The organism is Acinetobacter sp. 'aerobic (ED)', assembly GCF_904886855.1.
GTDB lineage: Bacteria > Pseudomonadota > Gammaproteobacteria > Pseudomonadales > Moraxellaceae > Acinetobacter > Acinetobacter courvalinii.
Genome location: NZ_CAJHGI010000003.1, coordinates 166,102 through 192,501 on the forward strand (window position 1 = coordinate 166,102; position 26,400 = coordinate 192,501).

At 43.0% G+C, this 26,400-nt stretch carries 22 protein-coding genes; 12 read left to right on the top strand and 10 right to left on the bottom strand.

The features are described from left to right. Positions 1-274: 274 nt before the first annotated feature. Complete coding sequence (acs, locus tag JO943_RS06905) at positions 275-2,218, top strand: acetate--CoA ligase (protein ID WP_202740369.1); 1,944 nt, start codon at positions 275-277, stop codon at positions 2,216-2,218. A gap of 54 nt (positions 2,219-2,272) precedes the next feature. Here the strand turns inward: acs and JO943_RS06910 are convergent, their stop codons facing one another. Beyond that, the gene (locus tag JO943_RS06910; RefSeq protein ID WP_202740370.1) at positions 2,273-2,815 is read right to left on the bottom strand and encodes a cysteine hydrolase family protein; all 543 of its coding nucleotides are present in this window, start codon (positions 2,813-2,815) and stop codon (positions 2,273-2,275) included. Positions 2,816-2,919: 104 nt separating this feature from the next. Between JO943_RS06910 and JO943_RS06915 the strand changes: the two genes are divergently transcribed. Beyond that, positions 2,920-3,333: an Lrp/AsnC family transcriptional regulator gene (locus JO943_RS06915; protein WP_032883211.1), complete on the top strand. Its 414-nt coding sequence runs from the start codon at positions 2,920-2,922 to the stop codon at positions 3,331-3,333. Between the two features lie 78 nt (positions 3,334-3,411). On the opposite strand, the gene sfnG is transcribed toward JO943_RS06915, so the two are convergent. Both sfnG and msuE read right to left on the bottom strand, forming a co-directional pair. Continuing rightward, entirely contained in the window at positions 3,412-4,518 is a 1,107-nt protein-coding gene (sfnG, locus tag JO943_RS06920; RefSeq protein ID WP_202740371.1) for a dimethylsulfone monooxygenase SfnG, read from the bottom strand. A gap of 25 nt (positions 4,519-4,543) precedes the next feature. Next, complete coding sequence (gene msuE, locus JO943_RS06925; RefSeq protein ID WP_202740372.1) at positions 4,544-5,284, bottom strand: FMN reductase; 741 nt, start codon at positions 5,282-5,284, stop codon at positions 4,544-4,546. A gap of 351 nt (positions 5,285-5,635) precedes the next feature. Between msuE and JO943_RS06930 the strand changes: the two genes are divergently transcribed. After that, positions 5,636-6,286, top strand: coding sequence for a response regulator (locus JO943_RS06930; protein WP_005227861.1), 651 nt, complete (start codon positions 5,636-5,638; stop codon positions 6,284-6,286). Between the two features lie 121 nt (positions 6,287-6,407). On the opposite strand, the gene omp33-36 is transcribed toward JO943_RS06930, so the two are convergent. Further along, the gene (gene omp33-36 / locus JO943_RS06935) at positions 6,408-7,373 is read right to left on the bottom strand and encodes a porin Omp33-36 (RefSeq protein ID WP_265102658.1); all 966 of its coding nucleotides are present in this window, start codon (positions 7,371-7,373) and stop codon (positions 6,408-6,410) included. A 690-nt stretch (positions 7,374-8,063) separates the two neighbouring features. Between omp33-36 and blaOXA the strand changes: the two genes are divergently transcribed. Further along, entirely contained in the window at positions 8,064-8,900 is an 837-nt protein-coding gene (gene blaOXA / locus JO943_RS06940; RefSeq protein WP_202740373.1) for an OXA-294 family class D beta-lactamase, read from the top strand. Positions 8,901-9,237: 337 nt separating this feature from the next. Here the strand turns inward: blaOXA and JO943_RS06945 are convergent, their stop codons facing one another. The 4 genes from JO943_RS06945 to kynU are packed head-to-tail and all read right to left on the bottom strand — an operon-like array spanning position 9,238 to position 13,875. Beyond that, positions 9,238-10,392, bottom strand: coding sequence for a porin (locus JO943_RS06945; protein ID WP_202740374.1), 1,155 nt, complete (start codon positions 10,390-10,392; stop codon positions 9,238-9,240). Positions 10,393-10,415: 23 nt separating this feature from the next. Next, a complete protein-coding gene (locus JO943_RS06950; RefSeq protein WP_199949111.1) occupies positions 10,416-11,171 on the bottom strand; it encodes an alpha/beta hydrolase in 756 nt (251 codons plus the stop codon). Between the two features lie 6 nt (positions 11,172-11,177). Further along, positions 11,178-12,584 (bottom strand): amino acid permease, encoded by a 1,407-nt coding sequence (locus tag JO943_RS06955; protein ID WP_199949110.1) that lies wholly within the window; start codon positions 12,582-12,584, stop codon positions 11,178-11,180. Between the two features lie 40 nt (positions 12,585-12,624). Further along, positions 12,625-13,875: a kynureninase gene (gene kynU, locus JO943_RS06960; protein WP_202740375.1), complete on the bottom strand. Its 1,251-nt coding sequence runs from the start codon at positions 13,873-13,875 to the stop codon at positions 12,625-12,627. A gap of 145 nt (positions 13,876-14,020) precedes the next feature. Between kynU and gigD the strand changes: the two genes are divergently transcribed. The 3 genes from gigD (at position 14,021) to JO943_RS06975 (ending at position 18,237) form a co-directional block, all read left to right on the top strand. Beyond that, the gene (gigD, locus tag JO943_RS06965; protein WP_032873854.1) at positions 14,021-14,473 is read left to right on the top strand and encodes an Lrp/AsnC family transcriptional regulator GigD; all 453 of its coding nucleotides are present in this window, start codon (positions 14,021-14,023) and stop codon (positions 14,471-14,473) included. 272 nt (positions 14,474-14,745) lie between these two features. Continuing rightward, positions 14,746-16,467, top strand: coding sequence for a GGDEF domain-containing protein (locus JO943_RS06970; protein WP_202740376.1), 1,722 nt, complete (start codon positions 14,746-14,748; stop codon positions 16,465-16,467). Between the two features lie 57 nt (positions 16,468-16,524). Further along, the gene (locus tag JO943_RS06975) at positions 16,525-18,237 is read left to right on the top strand and encodes a P-loop NTPase fold protein (RefSeq protein WP_202740377.1); all 1,713 of its coding nucleotides are present in this window, start codon (positions 16,525-16,527) and stop codon (positions 18,235-18,237) included. A 28-nt stretch (positions 18,238-18,265) separates the two neighbouring features. On the opposite strand, the gene uvrA is transcribed toward JO943_RS06975, so the two are convergent. Further along, positions 18,266-21,097 (bottom strand): excinuclease ABC subunit UvrA, encoded by a 2,832-nt coding sequence (gene uvrA, locus JO943_RS06980; protein ID WP_005282485.1) that lies wholly within the window; start codon positions 21,095-21,097, stop codon positions 18,266-18,268. A 244-nt stretch (positions 21,098-21,341) separates the two neighbouring features. On the opposite strand from uvrA, the gene JO943_RS06985 reads away from it, so the two are divergent. From JO943_RS06985 to JO943_RS07000, 4 genes are all read left to right on the top strand, one after another. Continuing rightward, a complete protein-coding gene (locus JO943_RS06985; protein WP_202740378.1) occupies positions 21,342-21,944 on the top strand; it encodes a TetR/AcrR family transcriptional regulator in 603 nt (200 codons plus the stop codon). Positions 21,945-21,948: 4 nt separating this feature from the next. Continuing rightward, positions 21,949-22,926, top strand: a complete 978-nt coding sequence (locus tag JO943_RS06990; protein WP_202740379.1) for a zinc-binding dehydrogenase — start codon at positions 21,949-21,951, stop codon at positions 22,924-22,926. Positions 22,927-22,996: 70 nt separating this feature from the next. Then, complete coding sequence (locus JO943_RS06995; protein ID WP_202740380.1) at positions 22,997-23,350, top strand: DUF1304 domain-containing protein; 354 nt, start codon at positions 22,997-22,999, stop codon at positions 23,348-23,350. Positions 23,351-23,669: 319 nt separating this feature from the next. Beyond that, positions 23,670-24,401 carry a hypothetical protein gene (locus tag JO943_RS07000; protein WP_202740381.1) on the top strand — a complete coding sequence of 244 codons (732 nt, stop codon included), beginning with the start codon at positions 23,670-23,672 and terminating at the stop codon, positions 24,399-24,401. Positions 24,402-24,438: 37 nt separating this feature from the next. Here the strand turns inward: JO943_RS07000 and tenA are convergent, their stop codons facing one another. Beyond that, on the bottom strand, positions 24,439-25,119 hold the full coding sequence (gene tenA / locus JO943_RS07005) for a thiaminase II (RefSeq protein WP_202740382.1): 681 nt from the start codon (positions 25,117-25,119) through the stop codon (positions 24,439-24,441). A 172-nt stretch (positions 25,120-25,291) separates the two neighbouring features. Between tenA and JO943_RS07010 the strand changes: the two genes are divergently transcribed. Continuing rightward, on the top strand, positions 25,292-26,374 hold the full coding sequence (locus tag JO943_RS07010) for a DUF475 domain-containing protein (RefSeq protein WP_202740383.1): 1,083 nt from the start codon (positions 25,292-25,294) through the stop codon (positions 26,372-26,374). The last annotated feature ends 26 nt before the right edge of the window (positions 26,375-26,400 follow it).

Below are 26,400 nucleotides of genomic sequence, written 5' to 3' on the forward strand. Positions count from 1 at the left end.
AAAAGCATAGACAAGCAGTTCAGATTTAAATTATTTTGAGTAAATTTTTGAAAATAAATTAGGGACTGTTGACACTTCAGCCATGCATTGAGAGCTTTAGCTTGCAAGGTGAAATGTTAACAGCCCCTAGTCGTAACAGAATAACATTCCTACGACCAAAGCCGCATTGTTTGCACTTGTAAATGATGCACATACTGCTAAAGAGAACAAAACATATCCAGAAGAATAGATGAGAGCATCTAGGATATGAAATAAAAGACCAAGGAAGTAAGCTATGAAAGAAATCTACCCAGTGCCTGATAAATTCAAAGAAACGGCAAGAATCTCGGAAGCAGACTATTTCAAACGTTATCAGGAATCGATTGAGCAGCCCGAAGCATTTTGGGCAGAAGAAGCAAAAAATATTGACTGGATCCAACCGTTTACCCAGGTAAAAAATACCAGTTTTCAGCAAGATAATTTTAAAATCGAATGGTTTGCAGATGGTGAACTGAATGTCTCTGCAAACTGTTTGGACCGCCATCTTAAGGATAATCCATTAAAGCCGGCGATTATCTGGGAAGGTGATCACCCATCACGTCACAAGATCATTTCTTTTGTCGAATTGCATGATGAAGTGTGCCGCTTTGCCAATGTCTTGAAAAAACACGGGATCAGCAAAGGCGATCGTGTGGTGCTGTATATGCCGATGGTACCAGAAGCTGCGATTGCGATGTTGGCCTGTGCACGGATTGGTGCCGTGCATTGTGTAGTATTCGGTGGCTTCTCGCCAGATTCACTGGCTAGTCGGATTGAAGACAGTCAGGCCAAACTGGTGATTACTGCGGATGCTGGCATGCGTGGCGGCAAGTTGCTGCCATTGAAAGAAAATGTCGATGCCGCATTAGAGATTGCGGGAACTGAAAGCGTGCAGAATGTGATTGTGGTGCACCGTACCGGTAATCCGATTCAGTTTAATGCAGCACGTGATATCTGGTATCACCTTGCCATTATGGAAGTGGATGAGCATTGTCCGCCTGAGCCCATGAAAGCGGAAGATCCGTTATTCATTCTGTATACCTCGGGTTCAACCGGCAAACCTAAAGGTGTGTTGCATACCACCGGCGGTTATCTGGTTTATGTCAACAGTACCTTTAGAGAAATCTTTGATTTAAAAGAAGATGACGTGTATTGGTGTACCGCCGATGTGGGCTGGATCACCGGACACAGTTACCTACTTTATGGACCGCTCAGTAATGCCACCACAACCGTGATGTTTGAAGGCATTCCGCAATATCCGACCTGGGCGCGTATCGGGCATGTGATTGATAAGCACAACATCACCATTCTGTATACTGCACCCACTGCAATTCGCGCCATGATGCGTGAAGGTGATGCTTATGTGCGTGAAAGTGATCGTAGTAGCTTGCGCTTACTTGGTTCTGTCGGGGAGCCGATCAACCCAGAGGCATGGAACTGGTACCACGAAGTCGTCGGTGAGGGACGTTGTCCAATTGTCGATACCTGGTGGCAAACTGAAACAGGTGGCATTCTGATTTCGCCATTACCTGGAGCAACTGCACTTAAACCCGGTTCGGCCACACGTCCATTCTTTGGGGTGCAACCTGCCTTGGTGGATGGTGAAGGCAATGAACTTGAAGGTGCGACTGAAGGCAATCTGGTGATTAAGGATTCTTGGCCAGGCCAGATGCGTACCATTTGGGGAGATCCGGAACGCTTTATTGAGGCCTATTTTTCGACCTTTAAAGGCAATTATTTCACCGGTGATGGCGCGCGTCGGGATGAAGATGGCTATTACTGGATTACCGGACGTGTTGATGACGTGCTTAACGTCTCTGGGCACCGCCTCGGTACGGCTGAAATCGAGAGTGCGTTGGTTGCCCATGAAGCAGTTGCTGAGGCGGCTGTGGTCGGCATGCCGCATGAGATCAAGGGACAGGGCATATGTACCTTCGTCACCTTGCAGGCCGATGTTGAAGAATCGGAAGAGCTGCGTAAGGAGTTGGTGAACTGGGTGCGTAAAGTCCTTGGGCCAGTGGCAACGCCGGATGCCTTACATTGGGCACCTGCCTTGCCAAAAACGCGTTCAGGTAAAATTATGCGCCGTATCTTGAGAAAGATTGCGGCCAATGAACTGGATACGCTTGGTGATACCTCAACACTGGCAGAACCAGCTGTGGTGGATCATTTGATTGCGACGGTGTACCCGAACCGATAACCATGTTTGAATTGAAGAAGAGCGTTATCGAACGCTCTTTTTTATGTGCATTATTTAATGCTGTGCTAAAAAATCAGCCGTGCTTTGTACCGTGGCAAAAAAACCCAGTGCCGATAAAAATGCAGTTTGGACATCTGCCGCTTTTACTGTTTTACCGTTATATTCGAGATCACGGGTTGCAGTGGCATCTGCAATCACAATCGGTTGATAGCCCAGCTCTTTGGCAGCACGTGTGCCCGAGTCAATACATACATGGGTCATCATGCCAGTAATCACCAGTTGCTCAACCTGATGCTGTTCAAGAATGGCCTGTAGATTGGTGTCTACAAAACTATTTGGAACATGCTTTTCCACGATAATCGAGTGCTTGTTTACTTTTAACTGTGGATGTAGTTCAGCGCCGATGCTATTTTCCTGAAAGAAGCTGGCAGTGGCCGGGCTAATATGCTGGATATAAATAATCGGTAAATTATGCTGGATAAAATAATCTTCTAAGATGTTGGTTTGGGTGAGCGCGTGGTCTGGATTGACCAGTTCCATTTTGCCATGTTTAAAATAATCATTTTGCACATCAATAATCAGCAGGGCCTGTTTCATGGTTTTACTTCCAGTGTTAAGTTAAAACAAGAGTAGGGCAAGCGTGAAAAATCGGCTATATTCAGGTGAAAGCATTGTTGCCGGTTTTCTTTCGTCATGAAAAAATGAATATTGAACTTGATCCCATCGACTTAAAAATTATTGAATTGCTGAAACAGGATTCACGGTTAAGCCATAAACAAATTGGCCAGCGGGTGCATCGTACAGGGCAAGCTGTGGGGGCACGTATTGCCCAACTGATGGATGCTGGCATCATTAAAAATTACACCATTGCCCTTCAATATGAACACAAGCAGTTTATTCAACTGTTTATGAATGATCAGCAGGCTTTTATTGAGGTTGAGCACTTGGTCAAACAATATGAGCAGGTCGATGAGTGTTTTAAAATTCTTGGTAATGCCTGTTACATGATTGTCAGTCACTTTAATCCTGCGCAGCTGAATGATTTCATTGAGCAGTTGTCCAAATGGTGCCGTTATTCGGTTGAAACGGTGATGCGGGAAATTGCAACCACTTAAAATAAAAGACCCCAAGCCGAGTCTTGGGGGAGAGTATTTGCCCTATCTTTTCTTTTTCTTCTTGTTTCCTACTTAAGATTAAGCTGATTTTTCGATCAATAGCGTCTCCTGTTGTTGCTCCAGTTGACGAACCAGTGGTAAGACTTTCTCGCCGAAATATTCGACTTCCTCAATGAAATGCAGAAAGCCAGAAAGCACCAGATCAACGCCGACCTGTTTTAAAGCCACAATCCGTTCTGCAATCTGTTGTGGTGTACCAATCAGATTGGTTTTAAAGCCATCGTTATATTGCACCAGATCATCGAAGGTCGATTTGGCCCAGTTGCCCTCACATTCAGGCGCTGCTGCACCTGCTTCACGTGTGGCATCTCCAAAGGCATTGACAGCTTCAACATTGGCCTGAGCAATAATCTCATTCAGCACTGCTTTGGCTTCTTCTTCAGTATCACGGGCGATAATAAATGCATTGACGCCAATTTTGACCTGACGATTTTCTAACTTGGCTTTTGTTCGGACATCCTCAATCTGTTTTTTGATTTCTGCAATGCTGTTGCCATTGGTAAAGTACCAGTCGGACACACGCGCAGCCATATCACGCGCAGCACGCGAGCTACCGCCTTGAAATACTTCGATATGAGGCTGTTGCAGTGGTTTTGGTTTAAGGGTGTAATTCTGGAACTGGTAATATTTGCCGTCAAAACTATAGTTGTCTGTGGTCCAGATGCCTTTCAGGGTACGGATAAACTCTTCCGAGCGTACATAGCGTTGATCATGTTCTGGCCACGGTTCACCAATGGCATCGAATTCCCCACGGAACCAGCCACTCACCACATTAATGGCAATCCGCCCTTGGGTCAGATAGTCAATGGTGGCCAGCTGTTTGGCTGCAAGTACGGGCTTCCAGGGACCAGGCAGGATGGCTGCGATGACTTTGAGCTTTTCAGTTTTTGCCAACAAGGCATGACTAAAACTGACTGATTCATGTTGATATTCAGCGCCGTATCCCGCGGTAAAACGGATCTGGGTCAGCGCATATTCAAAACCGTTTCGTTCTGCAGCCTGTGCCAGACGCACATTATAATCATAACTCCAGTCGGTACGTTGCTCGATATTACTCACAACCAGACCACCACTTACATTGGGAACCCAATAGGCAAATTTGATTGCAGATGTTGTTATTGTCATCGTTGTACCCTCCATAAACTATGGCTTATGCGACGTGCGTTAAATTCTTTGCAGACTTGGGATGCAGGCGTGATTCAGCCACATCCAGATTCGGTACAGCAGCGGAAGGCAAGACCTCTGCTTGTTCAATCTGTTTATTAATACCCAGGTTTTGATTGGCCTGCTCGGTTTTGGTTTTGATGGCTGCGGCACGCTGGCCTTTGGCGGGTGCCCATTCCAAAATCGGTAAAGCACGGGCAACAGCCAGAGTAACGCGATCCGTCAGTTGCTCACTTTTGACCGTATATTCAGGGGTAAAGTCCCGATCTGTCGCGTAGACGCCAATCGGTAAAGTCTGTGCCTGAAAGAAACTAAAGAGGGGACGTAATTGATGTTCGAGCACCAACGCATGACGGTCACTGCCTCCTGACGCAGCCAGTAGGACAGGGACATCCACCAGTGCAGTCTGTTCGACAAAGTCAAAGAAGTGCTTGAACAGGCCCGTAAAAGAAGCGCGATAAACCGGGGTACCGACAATCAGGGCATCTGCTGCTTCGACAGCTGCCAGATCATCCTGAACCCGTTGCGGCAATTGATTACGGTAAATGGCGCCGCCCAATAATGGTCCGATTTCACTGAGTTTGACAAAATGTACCTTGATATCAATGGCTTCTGAAAGCTCATCTAAAATGGCCTGAACCAGACTTTCAGTTTTTGATGGACTATTTAAACCACCAGAAACAGCAACAATATTCAGGGGAGTCGATACGGTATTGCGATTGGACATAATAACTGCCTAAAAAGATCATTTCGAATTGCTATTTATTTATCTATATCGGCATAGGGGCTGTAAAATAAGGAAATGCTGCAAGCTTATCTTTTTTATAGATATATCGATGTAATCGCCTTCATTTAAAATGATCCAGATTTAATCAACTGTTTATATTCAGAATTTTATATATGCTTTTTTAATTGAATATGATTTAAACGGGTTATATCAATATTTGATTTATTTTGCGGGAAAAAGAAATAAATCAATGCTTGTGCTTGACCTCAGCGCTAATTGAAAATAGGCTTAGACGGATTGAATTTAAATAAACATCGTACAGTGACGTACTTGCAGACAGCTTAAGCGCTTATGAATATTTTAATTGTAGACGACCATCCTCTCTTTAGACATGCCTTGATTCAAGCGGTTCGTTATAGTTTGCCTCAGGCACAAATTCAGGAGACGGCTGATGTTGATGAATTCTATGCACGCTTAGAACATGGTGCGGAACCTGATCTGGTGTTACTGGATTTAAATCTACCGGGTGCTTCCGGTTTCTCTGCTTTGGTATATGTGCGTGCACAATACCCTGCCATTCCGATTATCATCGTTTCAGCCCATGAAGAAGTGTCAATCATCCAGCGTGCCATTGCACATGGCGCCATGGGCTATATTCCGAAATCTTCACATCCAAGCCATATTGGTGAGGCAATTAAACACGTTCTGGAAGGTGAAATCTGGCTACCGCCGAATTTACCGACGCATGCCGGTTTTGACCCAAGAGCCGCGGATGAAACCGCTTTGGCAGAACGCCTGCAATCACTGACACCACAGCAGTTCCGTGTGTTGATGATGGTGGCAGAAGGTTTATTGAATAAGCAGATTGCTTATGAACTGGAAGTCTCTGAAGCAACCATTAAAGCACATGTCACGGCCATCTTCCGTAAATTGGGTGTACAGAACCGTACCCAGGCAGTGTTGGCAATCAGTGCTTTAAATATTGAAGATAAAAAAATGTAAGCTGTTGAAATGAGAAACCAGATTCTCATTTTATTAAATAACAAAAAGCAAAAAACCAGTTCATAAGAACTGGTTTTTTGTTTTGAATTTAGTGTTCTATTGCTAGAACCACAATCCAATATTAGAAACGGAACTTCGCGTTTAAGCCGATAGTTTGCGTATCTAAGTTTACAGTTTCAGCTTCTTCAGTTAGGAAGCTTTTCGCGTTCGCATTAACGTAGCTAGCACCAACAGCAATCGCTGGAGTGATGAAGTAATTTACGTTCGCGCCCCAAGCAGATTTGATTGGAGAGAATTTATCATTTGCTTGGTTTGAGCTAGCACTTACTTCTGCATAAGAAGCACCAACGCTTAGCTTAGGTGTTACATAGAAGTCAGTTTTTAATTCATAGGCAGTTGTATCGCCATAAACAAGACCAGCTTCAAAACCTACAGCCATGTTTGTATTGTCGATGTTACCAACGTATTTCGTACGTGCAGTGATCGCATCTTGGTCTTCGCCAATAACTAACGGTTGAGCTACTGATTTAGCAATACCGCTTGAAAGTACGCTATTCGCGTCTAAAGCAAACTGGTCAGCGATGTTTGTATAACCAACAGCAACCAAGAAGTTAGGAGTAAGCATAGTACCAACTTCTAATGCGAAGCGATCGCCATTGTCTTTTTCGCCTTCAAACTTAGTTTGAGAGTGGCTGTAAGAAGCGCTTGTATAAACTGGTAAGTAAGGAGTTGGAAGGTAAGCTTCACCTTTTGCACCGAAAGAGTTGTTCTTAACAGTTGCAGATTCGTCACCGCTTAATTTTGCAAAGCTGTATGCAGCAGAAACATTCGAAGCTTGGTTTAAGAAAGCCGCTTCAGCTAAAGGACCTTTAGACGCATCTACATTTTTGAAGTAGTAAGTACCTTGAGCAGCACCAGTGAAGTCTTTGTCATTTGCATCAGTTGCATTGATGAATTCAGATTGACCTTGAACTTCGACTTGGTATGCATGAGCACCGGTCATGGCTAAAACTAGAGCAGTGGCTAAACCGAGTTTTTTCATAATGATTTCCAGCTTTAAAACAAGAAAGAGTAAATTTGCAGCCATTGTATTGTAACAATTTATGAAGTCAATGTAATAAATTCGCCCTTCCGATAAACGTTCAAAATGTGACTCACGATCGTTTAAAAAGTGAACGTTTAATTGAATTGTTGTCAACCATTTATAAAGTATATAACTAACAAGGAGATAAGCTTATATTTTGAGTTTTTATAGAATGTAATAGGTATGTCGTAAATAAATAGTTTGATTGGTTTGTTCGATTGTTATAATCGTTTTTTTCGTTAAGTTGTGGCTTTATTTTGTCATAAAAAGGTAATCAAAAGCGTGAGCTGAAATAACCTTATTTCGATATTATGCGAAACGGTAGGCAAAAAAATGCGTTTTTTCAAGTTGGGTTAATATAACTGAAAATAGCTCATAAATCTGATTTTTAATAACCAATTAGCAAAAACGATTGGAATTTTAATTCCGATCTATTTAATCAACTTTACTTTTCGAGAAGCAATTCACATAATAATCAGCAAGAGGTATCTAATTTGCATTTTAATATCTCATAACATTTTCTTGAGTATTCTGATGTTCTAAACATCAATGTTTTACTAGCTCGGCTTTCCCCAAGGCTGAGCTTTTTTTTGTCTGCAATGGCCTATTTTGTCTAATAAATAACGCTACAGTATAGATACATGAAAAAGCTTATAGTCATAGGTCCTTTCTGTGTTGTTCAATTTTATAGTCATGCCGAAAAAATTAAAATTACTCTTTCTATCTGTAGTTGTGATTCCCTCAATAACACTGTTGGGCTGCCAAAATATTCAGCCACACGTTGAAACTTTAGTCGCGCAGAAACACACTGAAGTTCAGATCGCAACTGCATTTGAAAATATTCAGACCTCCGGTGTACTGGTCACCTATGATGGCAAAGCTATTCAAAAATATGGCAATGCGCTTAACCGGGCCAATCAGCGCTATATTCCGGCTTCTACCTTTAAAATGCTGAATGCCTTGATTGGTATCCAGTATCATAAGACTTCACCGAATGAAGTATTTAAATGGGATGGACAGAAGCGGGCATTTACCAGCTGGGAAAAAGATTTAACCCTGGCAGAAGCCATGCAGGCTTCGGCTGTACCTGTGTATCAGGAACTGGCACGCCGTATCGGTCTGGAATTAATGGCCAGTGAAGTAAAACGAGTCGGGTATGGCAATCAGTCAATTGGAACGCAAGTGGATAATTTCTGGTTAGTGGGGCCTTTAGAAATTACCCCTGTGGAGGAAGTAAAATTTGCCTATGCCTTGGCGAAAAAACAACTTGCATTTGACTCATCAACCCAGCAACAAGTTAAAGATATGTTGCTAATTGAAGATATTCAGGGCACCAAAATCTATGCCAAAAGTGGATGGGGCATGGATGTAAATCCTCAGGTGGGATGGTGGACAGGTTGGGTAGAACAACCCAATGGTCAGGTCACTGCATTTTCACTGAATATGGAAATGAAAAAGGCAGCACATGCAGAAGCACGTAAAGCTATTGTGTATCAGGCTTTACAACAACTGAGTCTATTGCCCCAATAATATTTAAAAAAAGACCCAGCTTTTAAGATCAAGCTGGGTTCGAAAAAGGATGTTTTACATTGGGGAGAAAAACATCCTTGAGGGTTTCTGGGTAATAAAACAATTTCTCTACCTGATTAAATTATGTTCTTTAGAAAGTAATTTGTGAAATTGATAATTTTTATTTTTAAGATAGGGTTTTTCGATTGAGAATCACAAAGCCTTTGTCATTGCAAAGGCTAGGGGAAACTAAGTTAGGTGTAGACGTTTAAAGCAAGATGGAGATTAAGTGATGAAAGGCATATGTCTCATTGAGTCTATAAAGCGATATTTTTTTATGCCCCGATTTTGAATGAGATTACCATTCATAGCGCAATCTAAATAAATGCATATCCGGTGTATGACTGGTATCTCGGGTAAAAAGACGTTCATAATCAAAACCCAGTCCATGGCTAAAGCGCAATGCCATACCAACACCATGATCCTGACGTGAGAAATTATAGCCACTGCTATATTTCAAATAATTACCCATGACATAAGGCTGAATGTATTTGATTCCATCATGGCCAATATCGAAATTATGTCCTGCATAGTATTCAAGTCCATAAGCTTCCGTATTTAAAAATTTTTCTAGAGAATCGGAATGGGCTGAAAATTCAAAATTAGGAAGAAGGTTTTTATACCAGCCTCCTCCAGCGGAGAGCATCCAGGTTCCGTCAAAATAAAACAGGGCAGAAGCAAGTAAAGTTTGGGAAAAGCGATCTGTTTCAAGATCAGACTGAAGCTGGGCCTGATTATATTTTCCCGAGATGGCCCAGCTTAGGTTTTTATTTAAATGAATATCTACAGCAATTTCCTGTCCGGATTGCCGTTGATAACGGACCGGCCCGAGCGTCGTATGGTCTTTAAATAAATAAGACGCATATACATCAATGTTGTTGATTTTGTTCTCATATCTTAAAGTTTTCGCCGCTGCCTGAGTACCATCATGATATGCAAAAGGACTCCAGGTTTGAGGCTGGGCCAGGGTGCTATAGTCCCAAAGGTCGGTTTTGCTGCCGACCACATCGTAATAAACACTATAAATCTTTCCATATTTTAAAGTGCCATAATGTGGATTTGTGATTCCCAAGTAGGCTTGCTCTGTGCTTAGGCTCTGGTCATTTTTCTGATAATGTCCTTGCCAATCCAGAATTTTGGCAGGATTAATAAAGTTTTGATAACCTGCAATCAGGTTGAACTGATCATTGATTTTATAATCCGCATTGACATAGATACGGCTCGTCGAACTATAGCCATTTCTGCGATATTTCTGCTCTGTATTCGATGCATCGTAGTGATCAAAATTAAGTGCCTGTAGTCGCATGCTACCTTTACTGGTCAATATCAACTGATCATGATCGGACAGGATATGCTCTTGTTTGAGCAGTTCGATTTCAGCTTGGCTAAGCGGTGAAATCAACAAATTTAAGGCAATAAAAAGCCACTGGTACTGAAGTTTAAACTTAACCATTGTTATAACATCCATGTATAAATTTAAGTCTTTGGTTTTAATAAATGCTGAAAATATTCATCCAGAATCGTGTAGTGATTGGTCTTGTCGAGTAATTTAAAGCTAACCTGTGCTTGATCTAATCCAGACCTGTGCTGAAAATAATTTTGGCTTTGTAAAATTAATTCGTCCAGCTCCTGCTCGCCACAGTAAATACTGTAAGGCTTTGAAATAGCATGCTGTCGTAATAGCGGACTATATTGAAGAATGTCCTGTTCTGTTAAATTCAATGCCCTATTCAGATGTGTTTGCTGGATCGGTGCTAAATCATAAATACCACTGAGCAAGACGGTTTCAGTCACTATCTCATGCTGCATCCAGAGCGCTGCCAAATGCGCACCTGCGGAATGACCGACAAGTAGCACGTGTTGCGTAATCCAGGGCTGCTGCTGGATAAAGTCGAGTGCCTGCTTAACCTGTGCGACAATTTCGGCCATCGTGCTTTGTGGCGCAAGCTCATATTCGACCAGTACACACTGCATGCCTTTGGCCAGTACATCTGTGGCGATAAAGGCAAAATCTGACTTATCACACCATTGCCAATAGCCGCCATGAATAAAGACCAGTGTTGTTGTCGCCTGCGCCAAGGGGAAGACATCGAGGCTTGATCGTGGAGCTTCGGCATATCGGATTTCCTGAAGGCAAGGAAAATGTTGATAGGCCAGCCTACTGCGCTGCTGGAAGGCAGCCAAAATCTCTGCCTCATTAGCTACTGTGCGAGAATTGTCATAAAGCTGCATGATTTTCTACTCGGACACTTCAGGTTTTAAGGCGAGATCGCGTTTTTTTGCCCTATGTTTCAGCGTATAAAAAAACAGGAGCACCCCAATAAACGGGAGACCAAACTGTAGGGTGGATTTAAATTCCTGTGTAAACCAGGTGGTGAGCGTAATACTCAGAATACTGAATAAACCGAGCCATGAAATCAGTTGACTGGCCGGGATCTTAAATTTTAATGTTCTGCCATTCTTGGCCATGTTTCTTCTAAAAAAGATATGCGTGACGAAAATACTGCCCCAGGTAAATAAAGCGCCAAACATGGAGAGCGCAATCATGATCGGAAAGGCTGAGGCGGGATCAAGGGTATAAACTACACTGGCGACAGCAATCCCCGTTGCAGAGAGAAACAGGGCATTGATCGGTACGCCATTCGGACGGATTTTACCAAACAATTGCGGGGCATCGCCTGCCCGCGAAAGGCTAAATAGCATGCGGGTTGAAATATACAGCATACTATTCATGGCCGAGAGTGCCGCCACAATAACGATAAAGTTCAGAATACTATCTGCATAAGGGATACCGACAATGCGCATGACAGTGACGAAAGGACTGGTTGCATTCTGTCCGATCAGTTCAGTCCATGGCACCAAGGCAACAATCAAAGACAATGACAGCAGATAAAATAGAATCAGACGCAGGGCAGTACTCTTAAATGCATACTTGACTGCTTGTTCAGGATTTGCCGCTTCGCCTGCTGCAACAGCGATCATTTCAATACTCAGATAGCTGAAAATAGAAATAATCACACCCATCCAGACTCCGCTAAATCCGTTTGGAAAAAAGCCGCCGTGACCGGTTAGATTCCCCATCACATGGCTACTTTGTTGGGTATTTTGGGTAAGAATACCGATCGCTAGCAGAATGAAGACAATAATGGCAAAGACCTTGATGGTAGAAAACCAGTATTCCACCAGTCCAAATGCCTTGACACTATAGGCATTGACTGCGAGCAAGGTGCCAGAAAAGAAGACGATCCAGATCCAGGCGGGTAGTTGTGGAAACCACATTTTCATATAGTCGGCAACCGCCGTGATTTCTGTGCCGACTGCGAGTACAATACAGGCCCAATAACTATAGCGAACCAGAAAACCAGCCATGGGATTGAGATAGTGCTCGGCATAGGCACCAAATGATCCGGAGGTCGGATGTTGCACGGTCATTTCCGCTAAACAGGCCATCAGTGCAAAGGCGATCAGGCCGCCAATCGCATAACTGAGAATTACGGCTGGGCCAGCAAAACTAATTGCAAATTTACTGCCCATAAATAGCCCGGTGCCAATTGCTCCGCCAATGGCAATCATGGCCATTTGGTTGGCGGAGAGTTTCTTATGTAAACCTGCTTCACGTGCTTGAATCTTGTTAAAATTATCCATTGGCGTCTCCTTGCCAGAACTTCAATCTGAAAGTGTCAGATCAGGTCACTTCACTTCTTACCAGGTAGCGTTCATTCTTCCATTCTTGTTGCTGCATAATTGCCTTGAGATGTTGCACAGCATGCCAGATATCTTCAAAGCCCAGATAGAGCGGGGTGATGCCAAAGCGTAGAACTTCAGGTTCGCGGTAGTCTCCGATCACGCCACGAGCGATCAGTGCCTGAATAATTTCATAACCATGGGGATGCTGGTAGCTGACATGACTGCCACGGTATTGATGATCTTGTGGTGTGATCAGCTCAAAACCAAATTCTGAGCACTCCTGTTCGATCAATGCCATCAACAAATCGGTTAACTGAAGGGATTTTTCACGAATTTTTTGCATATCGGTTTTCAGGAAAATATCTACCCCACATTCAATCAGACTCATCGAGATAATTGGCTGGGTACCACATAGATAGCGACGGATATTGTTGGCTGGTTCATAATGTTGAGCCATATCAAAGGGTTTTTTATGCCCCCACCAGCCGGAAAGAGGTTGCCAGAATTGATCACGATGTTTGGGATTCACCCACAGCAATGCCGGCGAACCCGGACCACCGTTCAGATATTTATAGGTACAACCGATGGCAAAGTCAGTACTGGTTTGATTGAGATCCAACGGTACGGCACCGACAGAGTGACATAAATCCCAGATGATTAAGGCATTTTTTGCATGGATGCGCTGGTTGATGGTTGACATGTCATAGAAGTAGCCGGTGCGATAATTGACATGTGATAACACCACAACGGCAACATCTTTCTCAAGAACCTGTTCTAACTCCTCGGCACCTTCAATCAATTCAACCTGATAGCCTTGATTGATCAGGTCAATAAAACCTTCAATAATATAAATATCGGTTGGAAAGGCATCTTTTTCCGCCACAATAATTTTGCGTTGTGGGAATTGTGCGGCCTGAATCTTGACTGCGGCAGAAAGGACTTTAAACAAATTTAAAGTGGTCGAGTCCGAAATAACGGTTTCACCGGTCTTTGCGCCAATAAGTTGACCGACCTTATCACCTAAACGGGTCGGAAGTCCCCACCAGTCTGCCTTATTCCAGCTATTGATCAGGTCTTCTCCCCACTGTTGCTGAATAATATGTTGTGCATAGTTCAATGATTTTTTGGGCCTTGCCCCTAATGAATTCCCATCCAGATAAATGATGTTCTCAGGTAAGGCGAATTCGTCCTTAAAGACTTTGAGTTGATCTTGCTGATCCCAGTCCAGACATTGTTGATAGCTAATCATGATGCTTCTATCCCTGATTTTTGAAATTTTATCTTTAGATTTTATCAGTTGTTTTTTTATGATTTATTCGATAAAAACAGCAAAAAAAGTCAGTTTTTCGGATATGATTTCAAATATAGCTAAATTATTAGAAGAATTGACGAAGATGAATATTGATGCAATTGACCTCAAAATTATTAACTTTTTGCAAAGAGATGCGCGCCTCAGCAATCAGGAATTAGCAGACTTGGTCAATCTCTCTCCCTCGGCCTGTCACCGTCGGGTCAAGATTATGGAAAGCCATGGCATTATTGAAAAATATCAGGCGAAAATTAATTACGAGAAATTGGGGATTAAAATTGAGGCCATTGTTGAAATAAAACTTGTGCAGCTCACTGAAACAGATCATAAATTTTTTCTTGAGCAGATTGATCAATGTGAAGAAGTGATTAATGCCTATGTGATTACGGGGGATTCCAATTATGTATTACATGTTGCAGCCAGAGACTTAAATGAATTTTCACAGTTCATAATAAATAAACTTAATAAAATTAAAGGGATAATGAGCATTAATTCCAAAATTATTCTGGATAAGGTCATTCAGAAAAGTTTACTGTAAATATGATTGGTCTTATGCAATATAAATATAAAGGAGCAGCATATTTAGATGATTTATAAATATAGTGAAATTATATAGCACATGATTAAATAAAAATTATTCTCGATAAGCTGATTAAATCAGAGAATTGATATTCAAAGATTCATCACACCTTGGTTCTTTTAACTAAAAAGCTTATTTAATCATGGTTCTGGGTTTTCAAATTCAGGTAAAATTATGCACTGTTGAAAATGCAATCGAGATCATTTTTTGAAAAAGTGTAAGGTGTGTTAATGGGGCAACACTTGAAAAGCTCGAAATTACGTTCTGAGCAAATTAGTCGGCGCCTGTTTCTCTGCATGCTTGTTATTATTTTTTCTATCTCTTATTTGTCTATACCACTTATTATTAATAGTTATCAAGAATATATAAGAACAAATAAAACCTTAATCGAGATCATTAGCCTGCGTAGCCTGGTGAAAACTGCCAATAAAATTTCACGGGAACGTGCTCCATCCAATAAAGTCATGTCGAGTCAGCCGCAGGATCTGGCCAAAAACCGTCAGGACTTGCAAGAATACCGTAAGGTCGTCGATCTGCAGATAGAACAAACCATTGAGACTTTAAAACGAAATGGTTTTGGCATGATTGCCGAAGATTTGGATACCGACCTCAAGACCAAACTGGCGCAGGCGCGTAGCACGGTGGATGCTTATGCAAATACTCCAACGCCTCAACGGACCTCGATGCAGTTTGATCGCGCCATCCTGTCCATGTTTGATGTCTGGGATGAAAGCCGCGAGTTGCTCAAATGGTTGATGGTTCTGTCTGAAAGTAAAAACAGTAAAATGTCGAACTATTTTACTTCGATCCTGATTTTAACCGATATGCGGGATCAGGCCGGGCGAGTCGCTTCCAATATTATGGCGCCTGTGACCTTTGACGAGAAAATTTCTGATGAGAATCGGGCGCGCTCCTTACAGACCCAGCATCAAGCCATTTATCTATGGGGGTTGGTGGATACCATTCAGCCTGAACAGTCCAAATCAACTGAATATGTCCGTTTATATTTACGGGTAAAAACAGAGTTTCTGGATAAAGGCCTGCCTATTATTTCGCAGTTACTGGATGAAAGTAAAAATCATCAGGCCTACTTTATTACCGCGAACGAATTGACCGATCAGATGGTGGGTAAATTTACCACGGTCATGGATTTGCAAAACTATATTCTGGACGACAGTATTGCGGTTGCAGACGAACAAAACCGACGTGCAAAACTGCAATTTATCTTTACGCTGTGTATTTCCAGTTTATCGTTACTGATTGCCATCTTTACCATGATTTATGCCAAGCGCAGGGTGTTTGGTCCGTTGATCAATGCACGTAATATGATTCTGCGTCTTTCCGGTAGCTCGGATGAACTGACTCAAATGCGCAAAAACAAGGAAGAGTTTTTTTCATTATTTGAAGCCATCGATAAACTCAGAGGGATGCTGAAACAGCGCGACAGCATGGAGTTGCAACTCAAGCAGATCGCGAACTCTGATGTACTGACAGGTGTGGCGAACCGTTTGGCCTTAGAGGAGTATATTGCTGCACTCGAGGACAAAGCTGAGGGCTTGTCGCATACCTGTGTGATCGCCATTGATATTGATAATTTTAAGTTTGTAAATGATCAGTACGGGCATATTGTCGGTGATCAGGTAATCAGCATGATTGCGGATCAGCTTAAGCGTCATGTCCGGACCTCTGACCTGATCGTACGTTATGGCGGTGATGAGTTTCTTATTGTGCTGGAAAATATTCAGATGGATGCTGCTAAAGCGATTGCGGAAAATATTCGTGAAGGGGTTGCAGGGCAAGGTATTCTGCTTTCGGGTATGGCCGACGAGATTCAGGTTTCGGTGAGTATTGGTGTTGCGATTGGTGCAAATAGCTGGTTAGCCCTGTTAGAAAAAGCAGATCAGTCGCTGTTAAAAGCTAAAGCAAAAGGGAAGAATGTGGTGGAGACTTGATTCACACAATTATTTAATTATTATAAAGTTTTATAGTTAAATGTGAACAAAAGAAAGATGGATATCTTAGAGAAAGAACAAAGGCTAAAACAATTATTAGAACATAATATTCGAAATGAGAAAGTTGGGACAGCGATTGCTATTACAGGGCCTTGGGGAGTTGGGAAGACATTCTTCTGGAAAAAATTTTTAGAGAAACAACTATCTGAGGAACGTATTTATAAAAAAGATAATTTATTCAATCGTAAATACGCTTATGTTTCATTATTTGGACTTGAATCCTTAAGTGATCTTAAGACTCAGATTTATAGCAGTGTAGAAAGTTATCATTCCACAGTAGAAATCCCTAAATGGATTAAAGGATTACCATCAATTTTTAAAGATACAAAAATTTCTCAATTTGGAATAAATGCACCTGTAAAACTCTTTGACGGCTTAATGTTCGCACAAATTAAAGATGCGATTATTTGTTTCGATGACTTTGAAAGAATGTCAAAGAAGCTAGATATAAAAGATGTTATGGGTTTGGCAAATCAACTTAAATTAGAAAGAAATTGCCAAATTATTTTGATTTTGGATGAAGATAAGGCCGAGGATGGCAATAAACAAAAGTATGTTGAATATAAAGAAAAACTGGTGGATGAAACACTTATTATTAATTCTGTGACACCTTTAATCCGTGCAAAATCTGTAGAAGTGGGAATTGATGAACCACTTATTGAACTAATGATTGAGTTTGCTGAGACTTTGGATGTTCACAATTTTAGATTTTTTCAAAAGGTAATTAAGCTATATCAGCAATTTAGAGATGAGTTACCTTTAGATATTGCTCAGTCTACTAAAGAAATTATTTTGATAAGAATTATTCAGGGTTACTTGATTCATGACTTTGCAAATTTTGAGTACGACTGGAATGATTGCCAATATTATTCTGATAGGGATCGTGAACATTGGAGTGAAATAAAACAAAAGAAGTATGAGGCGCTGAAAAAAATTAGCTATGACTTTATTCAAAATGATTTATGGTTTTATGAATTTAAAAAATGGTTTGAACAAAAAGACAGAGTGGATTTCCAAACGCTTACAGAACTAGCTACGTCTGAGTTGATATCAGAGGAACAGAATCAACTTACTAAGGAAATAAGGCAGCTAATGATTCAGTGGAGAAATATTGAGATAGAAAAGAATTTTTGTGAACGGCTACATTCTTGCGCTATTAAAAAGATTGGTTTTGAGAGCTTAGAAAATTTAGATTTTAGCAGAGTTTTATTGATTAAGTTTGGTAGAGCTGATCTATCAAAGGATTTAAAAATTAATATAAAACATTGGATAGAAGCAAGGGTACAGGCCAAAGGAAAATCATTTTCTGAAGAAGTATTTGGTTTTGGTTATAAAGAAAGCAATATATTTCATCGTTACATAAGAATTTTAGTTAAACACAATCCATTAGCAGGTTTGCCTAATCTTATCGAAGTCGTGAAGCAATATGTTATCCATGATACTTATAATAGTGAAACCAGTGCTCTTGTTTTAGAACAAGCTGATAAAGAAGATTGGCATAAATTGCTCTTTGAAGTTTTTAATGAAGATATCGACTTTAAAGAAATTAATAGGTTGGATTTTATTAAAAAAATAATTACACAACCAATTAAGCCTGATTTGAATCCAAAAATAAGACAAGAAATTTTAGAAATATTACAAGAAAAGGCAACGGAATCGGAATTAATCAAATTGAATGTAGACTATATAATTACAAGATTAAACGATTAAAAAAAGGGCTCATATGAGCCCTTTTTTATCATTTCAACATCGGCTTTAAGAAACGACCTGTATGTGAAATCTCAACCTCGGCGACCTGTTCAGGTGTACCTTCGGCAATGATTTGACCACCACCAGAACCACCTTCAGGGCCTAAGTCAATCACCCAATCCGCGGTCTTGATCACATCCAGATTATGCTCAATCACCACAATGGTATTCCCCTTATTGCGTAGCTCGTACAAAATGTCGAGTAACTTGGCAATATCATGGAAATGCAGACCCGTAGTCGGCTCATCCAGAATATATAAGGTTCGACCTGTATCACGTTTTGCCAACTCACGTGCCAGCTTCACCCGTTGCGCTTCACCGCCAGAAAGGGTAGTTGCAGCCTGACCCAAACGGATATAGCCCAAGCCCACTTGAGTCAAAGTATCTAAACGACGATGAATCACCGGAATAGCACTAAAGAACTCAGCCGCATCTTCCACAGTCATTTCCAAGACATCAGAAATGTTCTTGCCTTTATAACCGACTTCTAAAGTCTCACGGTTATAACGCTTGCCATGACAAGCATCACAAGGCACATACATATCCGGCAGGAAGTGCATCGCCACCTTGATCATACCGTCACCTTCACAGGCTTCACAGCGACCGCCTTTGACGTTAAAGGAGAAACGGCCTGCGCTATAACCACGCGCTTTGGCTTCCGGTGTTTGGGCAAATAACTCACGAATCGGTGTAAATAAACCGGTATAGGTGGCAGGGTTGGAACGAGGGGTACGCCCAATTGGACTCTGGTCGATATCCACCACTTTATCTAAATGTTGTAAGCCATCAATCGAGTCAAACTTCTCTGCAGTTAGCGTGGTTGCACCATTCAGTTGCGTCGCTGCCAACGGCAATAAAGTCCGGTTAATCAGCGTGGATTTACCCGAACCAGACACCCCTGTGACACAGGTCATGATGCCCAATGGAATGGTCAGATCAACATTTTGCAAGTTATGTCCGCTGGCACCAGACAGCTTAATCACTTCATCCGGACGAGGAGACTGGGTACGTTGTTTCGGTACTTCGATTTTTAACTTACCTGACAGATATTGACCTGTCAGCGAGTCGGCATGATCTGCCAGTTCTTGATAAGTCCCTTCGGCAATCACGGCACCGCCATGGATCCCTGCACCTGGACCAATATCAATAATATGATCAGCGGCACGGATGGCATCTTCATCATGCTCAACCACCAGAACGGTATTTCCCAAATCACGAAGGCGAATCAAGGTTTGTAGTAAGCGATCATTATCACGTTGATGCAGACCAATTGACGGTTCATCCAGCACATACATTACGCCCATCAGACCGGCACCAATCTGTGACGCCAGACGGATACGTTGGGCTTCACCACCTGAAAGGGTTTCGGCTGAACGGGCCAAACTCAAATAATTCAGGCCAACGCTGACCAGGAAGTGTAAACGCTCACGAATCTCTTTAAAGATTTTATCGGCGATTTCGCCTTTGGCACCTTCAAGATTGAGGTCCTGATAATAATTTTCCGCATCACCAATCGACATTTTGGTGATCTGGGCAATGGTCTTGTCCTTGACCCGAACATGACGGGAAATTTCATTCAAACGTGAACCGCCACAAGCATCACACGCGGCATTCGACAGATATTGCGCCAGATCATCACGGACATAATTCGATTCCGTCTCGCGGTAGCGACGTTCCAGATGCGGCAAAATCCCTTCAAAGGCTTGTACACGGGTGTGCTTACGACCGCGTTCATCAATATAACTGAGGTCGATTTTCTCTTTGCCTGTACCTTGCAGGAATTTCTTTTGCGTATCTTTATCGAGTTTGTTCCAAGGCTCATCCAGATCGATACCAAAATGATCCGCAACTTTTTGCAGCATGGTGTAGTAATACGGACGCTGTCTGTCCCAGCCACGAATCGCACCCTGGCTGATCGAAACCTCCGCATTCGGAATCAGTTTATCTGCACTGAAATGACTACGAGTTCCCAAACCGTCACAGACAGGACAGGCACCGAAGGGATTGTTGAATGAGAACAGACGTGGTTCCAGTTCAGCGACGGCACGATCACACTCAGGACAAGAGTGCTTGGCCGAGAACACACGTTCCGGATGTTCACCATTCATCCAGGATAAAACCGCAATATCGCCGCCTAGACGTAATGCAGTTTCAAACGACTCTGCAATCCGGTTACCCAGATCATCACGTACTTTAAAGCGGTCCACCACCACTTCAATGGTGTGCTTTTTCTTTTTGTCCAGCTCGGGTGGGGTATCGATATCAATGATTTCACCATCGACACGGGCACGAACAAAACCTTGACCCTGTAACTGTTCAAACAGTTGGGTGTACTCACCTTTACGCTCCCGCACTACAGGCGCAAGCAGCATCAAGGCGGTGCCTTCTTCCAGACTCTTGACTACATCGACCATTTCCGAAATGGTTTGGGCCACCATCGGCAGGTCATGTTCAGGGCAGTAAGGCGTACCGACACGCGCGTAGAGCAAACGCAAATAGTCATAAATTTCAGTAATGGTCCCTACGGTCGAACGCGGGTTATGACTGGTCGACTTTTGCTCAATCGCAATCGCAGGCGATAAACCTTCAATCGAATCGACTTCCGGCTTCTCCATTTGTGACAGGAACTGGCGTGCATAGGCCGATAGCGATTCGACATAACGGCGCTGGCCTTCGGCATACAAGGTATCAAAGGCCAAGGATGATTTTCCTGAGCCAGAAAGTCCCGTAATCACCACAAACTTGTCACGTGGAATATCGAGCGACACATTTTTTAAATTATGGGTACGTGCGCCTCGAATACGGATATGACTTTGACTCATAAATACATCTCAATAAGCTGAACATGAAAACATGTATATGATAACGATTTAAAATTGTTCAAGTGATATAAAAATAATTAAAACGACAAATTGTGACGGTTAATGAACTGGTTCACATTTATTGTGGGTAATATGCCTCGTATTTTGAGCTTTCCCTAGGCCAAATTACGACTTATCAACACGGAAGGAATAAAAATATACAAATTACTAGACGACTGGTCTAATATTAATTTATAGTGTGCTGATGAAACGATCAATTAAAAGTGAAACCACGCGACAACATATTCTCGATACCAGTTTTGAACTGGTGTTGCGTAAAGGTTTTGTCGGGGTGGGCTTGCAAGAAATTCTCAAGACCTGTGATGTCCCGAAAGGGTCGTTCTACCATTATTTTGCTTCTAAAGAAGCCTTCGGCTGCGCCTTACTGGAACAGTACATGGCGGACTATAAAGTTCGGGTCGAGCAGCTTTGGCAGCAGACGGAACCAAATGCCTATGCGCGTTTGATGGCGTTATGGCAGGCCTGGATTGATGATCCTGTGTATGGCAGCTGGGCCGAGAATTGCCTGATTGTGAAATTAGGTGCAGAGGTGGCCGATTTATCCGAGGACATGCGTGAAATTCTCAATCTTGGTGTGCATCGACTGACGCAACGTGTAGCCTTGCTACTACAAGAAGGGCAGCAACAAGGCTCCATTCCAATACACCTTGATCCATTTAAAACGGCTCAGGTGATGTATCAGTTATGGCTGGGTGCGGCCCTGATGACCAAATTAGCCCAAGACAAAGCACCGCTACATCTGGCTCTGGAAACCACACAACAGCTGTTACAACCGATTAAGGAATAAAAAGATGCAAAGTATTATCCATCACAGTTTTGGTGAACCTGCTGAGGTATTACAGCTGGCAGAAATGCCGCGACCTGAACCGAAAGCCGGCGAAGTTCGTATTAAAACCATCCTGTCTCCCATACATAATCACGATGTCTGGACTGTACGTGGCAGCTATGGCTATAAGCCAACCCTTCCTGCCATTGGCGGTAGTGAAGCGGTCGGTATAGTCGATGCGGTAGGTGAAGGCGTTGATCAAAGTAAATTAGGACAACGCGTAGCCGTTGCTGGTGTGCATGGCAGCTGGGCAGAATATTTTATTGCACCTGCACAGGCTATCATTCCTTTAAATGATGGCATTGATAATGAAACAGCCGCTCAATTGATTGGTATGCCGATCAGTGCCTTGATGCTGCTGGATTTTGTCAATATTCAGCCGGGGCAATGGCTGATCCAGAATACCGCCAACGGTGCGGTGGGAAAAACGGTTGCCATGATCGCTCAGGCGCGTGGTCTGCAAGTCATTAATCTGGTGCGCCGTAGCGATGCAATTGCCGAAATGCAGGCCCTCGGCATCCAACATGTGGTGGCAACGGATCAGGACGATTGGAAAGCGCAAGTCAAAGCCCTCCATGCAGATCAGCCTTTAATTGCGGGAGTGGATTCAATTGGTGGCAGTGCCAGTGGTGAAATGTTGAATCTGCTGAGTGAAAATAGCCTGTTGGTTTCATTTGGCAGTATGACTGGGGAAACCATGCAGATCTCGTCAGGTGACCTGATCTTTAAACAGGCGACGGTAAAAGGTTTCTGGGCCAGTGTGGTGAGCAAAGAAATGCCAGCAGAACGCAAAAAGGCATTATTTGTCGAACTTCTGACCTTGGCGGCGCAAAAGAAACTGATTCTGCCTGTTGAAGGCGTATTTGGCTTTGACGAAATCAAAACTGCTGCACTCAAGGCAACCCAAGGTGCTCGTCAAGGTAAAGTGTTGTTGAAGCCCTAAGTTAAATCATCACTGCCAGCCGTGAGGCTGGTTTCATTCGCTATGTCGTCATTATAAAAAGGATAATCAGATGCTTGGACAACTGCTCATTGGACTTATCGCCTTATTACACGTCTATATTCTTGTGCTGGAAATGTTTTTTTGGGACAAACCCTATGGCTTAAAAGCCTTTGGCAATAGTCTGGAAAAAGCACAGCTCACCAAAGTGTTGGCACAAAATCAGGGACTATATAATGGCTTTCTTGCAGCCGGTTTGTTCTGGTCATTACTGGCGCCTGCAAGCTATGCGATTGCGATCGCCAATTTCTTTTTGGGCTGTGTGCTGATCGCTGGCATCTATGGGGGGTTAACCGCCAGCAAGAAGATTATTTACATTCAGGCCATCCCCGCATTCATTGCTTTAATTGTAGTGAATGTTTTTTAGCCGAGAGATATCAGTAGGCAACTGGATGGATTTATGTTTTAATGCGCCCAGTTTGAGATGAGCCTCATACAGTATATCGGACGATACGATATACGACTAAGCCCCTTAATTGGGGCTTTTTTATGTCTGTTTTTCAGGGCAGGAGCTGCTTGCATGCAATCCGCACATGTTGATCTTGAGCCAGATTGGGAACTAAGGATAACAGAATGCTACAAGCTGTCATTTTTGGTCATCCTGACAGAAGAAAGTCAGGAATTATTTTCTGGTTTATCAAATAAATAAATTAAAATGAATAACATAGAACACATGAGCAATAATAATGTTAAGAAAACTGATGGTACTAGCGTGGGGCATGTGTCTGAGTTTAAGTCTCATGGCGCAGGAAACAAAAATCATTGGGTTTGATCAGGTCTTTAATTTAAATCACGATGAGGCCTATGAGTTTGAGCTGAAAAATCTGAATCCGGGCGCGCAGCTCTGGACCGCCTTTTATCTGGTCGGTGTGCCCAAATCTGCTTCAAATAATAGCCAGGCCGATTTTGTGGTTAAGGGTGAAGGCGTGATTAATAAGGCGCATCCTGCCAATCCGACAGAGCGGGTGAATCTGGTCGCAAATCATTTACCAGTCCGCCAGAACTATTCCTTTCATGAATTTGAAGATCTGGTGGATGAGATTGAGGAGCAAACCGGGAAAAAGATACAAGACCCGGTCTTGGGCACAACTGATAATGTTCGTGTATATGGCCAGATTATGGACTGGATTCCGGAATACAACTCCAGCACACCTGCCAAAATCAGTTTTGGGATAACCAACCCGCAGGACTTCGAAATTAAAGCGGCCTATGTGGTGATTGGCGAGGCGGAAAAAACACCGCAATTACTGGCGCTGGACATCCATCCGCTGGATACCCAACAGCTTGAGCCATCGTTGCAGGAACAAAGTCATCGTCAGCAATTCAGTATTGCCCGATTTGAAGCCAAATTCCTGATTTTCCTGACCCTGCTGGGAGCCGCTATTTTTCTGAACTGGGGTAAATGGCGCAGAAACTAGCTTTGCTCATAAAAGAAGGAGGCGCATGCCTCCTTGGTTATGGATTTATTTGATCCAGACCTAACCACTGACGTTGCTGATAAGCACTGTCCCAGAATAACCACTCCAGTTTTGCCCCCATGGTATAGGCGGCATGCATTTTGGCTAGGGTGTCCGCATTACAGCGAGCAGCGACTTTATCTATGGTCGCAATCACATTCCGTACGGCCGTATTAAATTCTTCGCCCGCATAGGTGTCGATCCAGGCCTGATAAGGATTATTGTCAACAGACTGGCTGATAATATCTTTGCCCACTTCGGCATAAATCCAGAAACATGGCAGCAAGGCAGCCAAAATGACAGGATAGCTTTCAGACCACGCCGTTGCCGTCAGGAAAGAAGTGTAATGATGGCAGGCCAGAGTCAGTGGTGTATTTTCAAACTCGGCCTTGCTGACATCAAATTCCTGCATAAAATCATGATGCAAACTGCGTTCTACAATAATCGCGATTTTTGCTGCTTCAGAAAACTGAATCACATCATCGGCATCATAGGCTTTTGCCGCAGCCACAGCCAATGCCCGACCATAGGCCAGTAAGTAATGCGCATCTTGAATCACATAGTGACAAAATACCTTGCGATCTAATGTCCCTGCTGCAAGTTCCTGATTAAAAGGCAAGGTTAATATTTTTTGATATAAGTCTTGATTGCGTTGCCATACATCTTGAGAAAACGTCATGGATTGAACCTATTAAAAAACATGGTAAATAATGCTGTCAGCACTATAACAGAGTCTGTCGGAGATAAAATTTTCTTCAAAATAAGTGCAACAATCTTTTATCTATTTCAACGCAAACTCGCCTACAATAGACACATTTTTATCACCCGACTATTTGAATAAAAGGCTGCTCATGAAGCATTTTCGTTTCTCAATTTTCTTTACGGTGGTGTGTCTTGCACTATCGGCCTACTGGGGCTATACGCACGGGCCTGAAGCAGGTGTAACCACCATGCTGAAAGCCTTGACCATTACTGCGATTCTGGCGGTGATGGAAGTCTCTTTATCGTTTGATAATGCAGTTGTAAATGCCTCGGTACTACGTGGTTGGGATCATTTCTGGAAGATGATTTTCTTAACCGTAGGGATTCTGATTGCCGTATTCGGTATGCGTTTGATTTTCCCTGTGGTCATCGTGGCCGTGACGGCAGATATGGGCATGATTGAAGTGGCAAAACTGGCCCTGAATGATCCAAAAACCTATTCCGAACGTTTAATGGCGCATCATGCGGAAATTTCAGCCTTTGGTGGTACCTTCCTATTGATGGTGTTCTTGAATTTCTTCTTTGACGATGGCAAAGAAACCCATTGGTTTAAATGGTTAGAAGCCAAACTGGCGCATTTGGCCAGTGTACCTGCGATGTCGGTTTTTCTTGCCCTGATTGCAATGATCATCATGGCGGCAAATGTCGATGAATCGGTGCGTCTGGCGGTCACCATGGCAGGAATCTGGGGGATTGTGGTGTACATCGGTGTTCAGGTGTTGAGTCATTTATTGGGTGGCGAACCTGAAATTGATGATGAGGGTAATGCTGTCACCCATGATTCAAATGGCGCTGCTGCGGGTGTGGTCAAAGCCGGTTTTGGTGGTTTCCTGTACCTGGAAGTGCTGGATGCCTCATTCAGTTTTGATGGTGTGATTGGTGCCTTTGCGATTACCAGCGATGTGGTGGTCATCATGCTCGGTCTGGCGATCGGTGCGATCTTTGTCCGTTCGATGACCATCTATCTGGTCGAGAAAGGTACTCTGGATGCTTACATCTTCCTGGAGCATGGCGCACATTATGCGATTGGTGCCTTGGCCTTTATCATGATTGCCAGCGGTACCGGCTTACATGTACCTGAAGTGGTGACTGGCCTGATCGGGGTGGCCTTTATTGTCTGGGCGGTGATTGCTTCGATTCAGTACAGCAAGCGGGAACAACAGGCTTCTTAAGCTTGTTTTCAGCTTGAACAGCTATG

Coding starts and splice junctions, on each gene's coding strand:
- JO943_RS06985 (WP_202740378.1), top strand. CDS start 21,342: ATGAAACGATCAATTAAAAGTGAAACCACGCGACAACATATTCTCGAT.
- blaOXA (WP_202740373.1), top strand. CDS start 8,064: ATGCCGAAAAAATTAAAATTACTCTTTCTATCTGTAGTTGTGATTCCC.
- JO943_RS06950 (WP_199949111.1), bottom strand. CDS start 11,171: ATGCAGCTTTATGACAATTCTCGCACAGTAGCTAATGAGGCAGAGATT.
- sfnG (WP_202740371.1), bottom strand. CDS start 4,518: ATGACAATAACAACATCTGCAATCAAATTTGCCTATTGGGTTCCCAAT.
- uvrA (WP_005282485.1), bottom strand. CDS start 21,097: ATGAGTCAAAGTCATATCCGTATTCGAGGCGCACGTACCCATAATTTA.
- JO943_RS06975 (WP_202740377.1), top strand. CDS start 16,525: ATGGATATCTTAGAGAAAGAACAAAGGCTAAAACAATTATTAGAACAT.
- msuE (WP_202740372.1), bottom strand. CDS start 5,284: ATGTCCAATCGCAATACCGTATCGACTCCCCTGAATATTGTTGCTGTT.
- JO943_RS07010 (WP_202740383.1), top strand. CDS start 25,292: ATGAAGCATTTTCGTTTCTCAATTTTCTTTACGGTGGTGTGTCTTGCA.
- JO943_RS06915 (WP_032883211.1), top strand. CDS start 2,920: ATGAATATTGAACTTGATCCCATCGACTTAAAAATTATTGAATTGCTG.
- JO943_RS06930 (WP_005227861.1), top strand. CDS start 5,636: ATGAATATTTTAATTGTAGACGACCATCCTCTCTTTAGACATGCCTTG.
- tenA (WP_202740382.1), bottom strand. CDS start 25,119: ATGACGTTTTCTCAAGATGTATGGCAACGCAATCAAGACTTATATCAA.
- JO943_RS06945 (WP_202740374.1), bottom strand. CDS start 10,392: ATGGTTAAGTTTAAACTTCAGTACCAGTGGCTTTTTATTGCCTTAAAT.
- JO943_RS06995 (WP_202740380.1), top strand. CDS start 22,997: ATGCTTGGACAACTGCTCATTGGACTTATCGCCTTATTACACGTCTAT.
- omp33-36 (WP_265102658.1), bottom strand. CDS start 7,373: ATGGCTGCAAATTTACTCTTTCTTGTTTTAAAGCTGGAAATCATTATG.
- acs (WP_202740369.1), top strand. CDS start 275: ATGAAAGAAATCTACCCAGTGCCTGATAAATTCAAAGAAACGGCAAGA.
- JO943_RS06970 (WP_202740376.1), top strand. CDS start 14,746: ATGGGGCAACACTTGAAAAGCTCGAAATTACGTTCTGAGCAAATTAGT.
- kynU (WP_202740375.1), bottom strand. CDS start 13,875: ATGATTAGCTATCAACAATGTCTGGACTGGGATCAGCAAGATCAACTC.
- gigD (WP_032873854.1), top strand. CDS start 14,021: ATGAATATTGATGCAATTGACCTCAAAATTATTAACTTTTTGCAAAGA.
- JO943_RS06955 (WP_199949110.1), bottom strand. CDS start 12,584: ATGGATAATTTTAACAAGATTCAAGCACGTGAAGCAGGTTTACATAAG.
- JO943_RS06910 (WP_202740370.1), bottom strand. CDS start 2,815: ATGAAACAGGCCCTGCTGATTATTGATGTGCAAAATGATTATTTTAAA.
- JO943_RS06990 (WP_202740379.1), top strand. CDS start 21,949: ATGCAAAGTATTATCCATCACAGTTTTGGTGAACCTGCTGAGGTATTA.
- JO943_RS07000 (WP_202740381.1), top strand. CDS start 23,670: ATGTTAAGAAAACTGATGGTACTAGCGTGGGGCATGTGTCTGAGTTTA.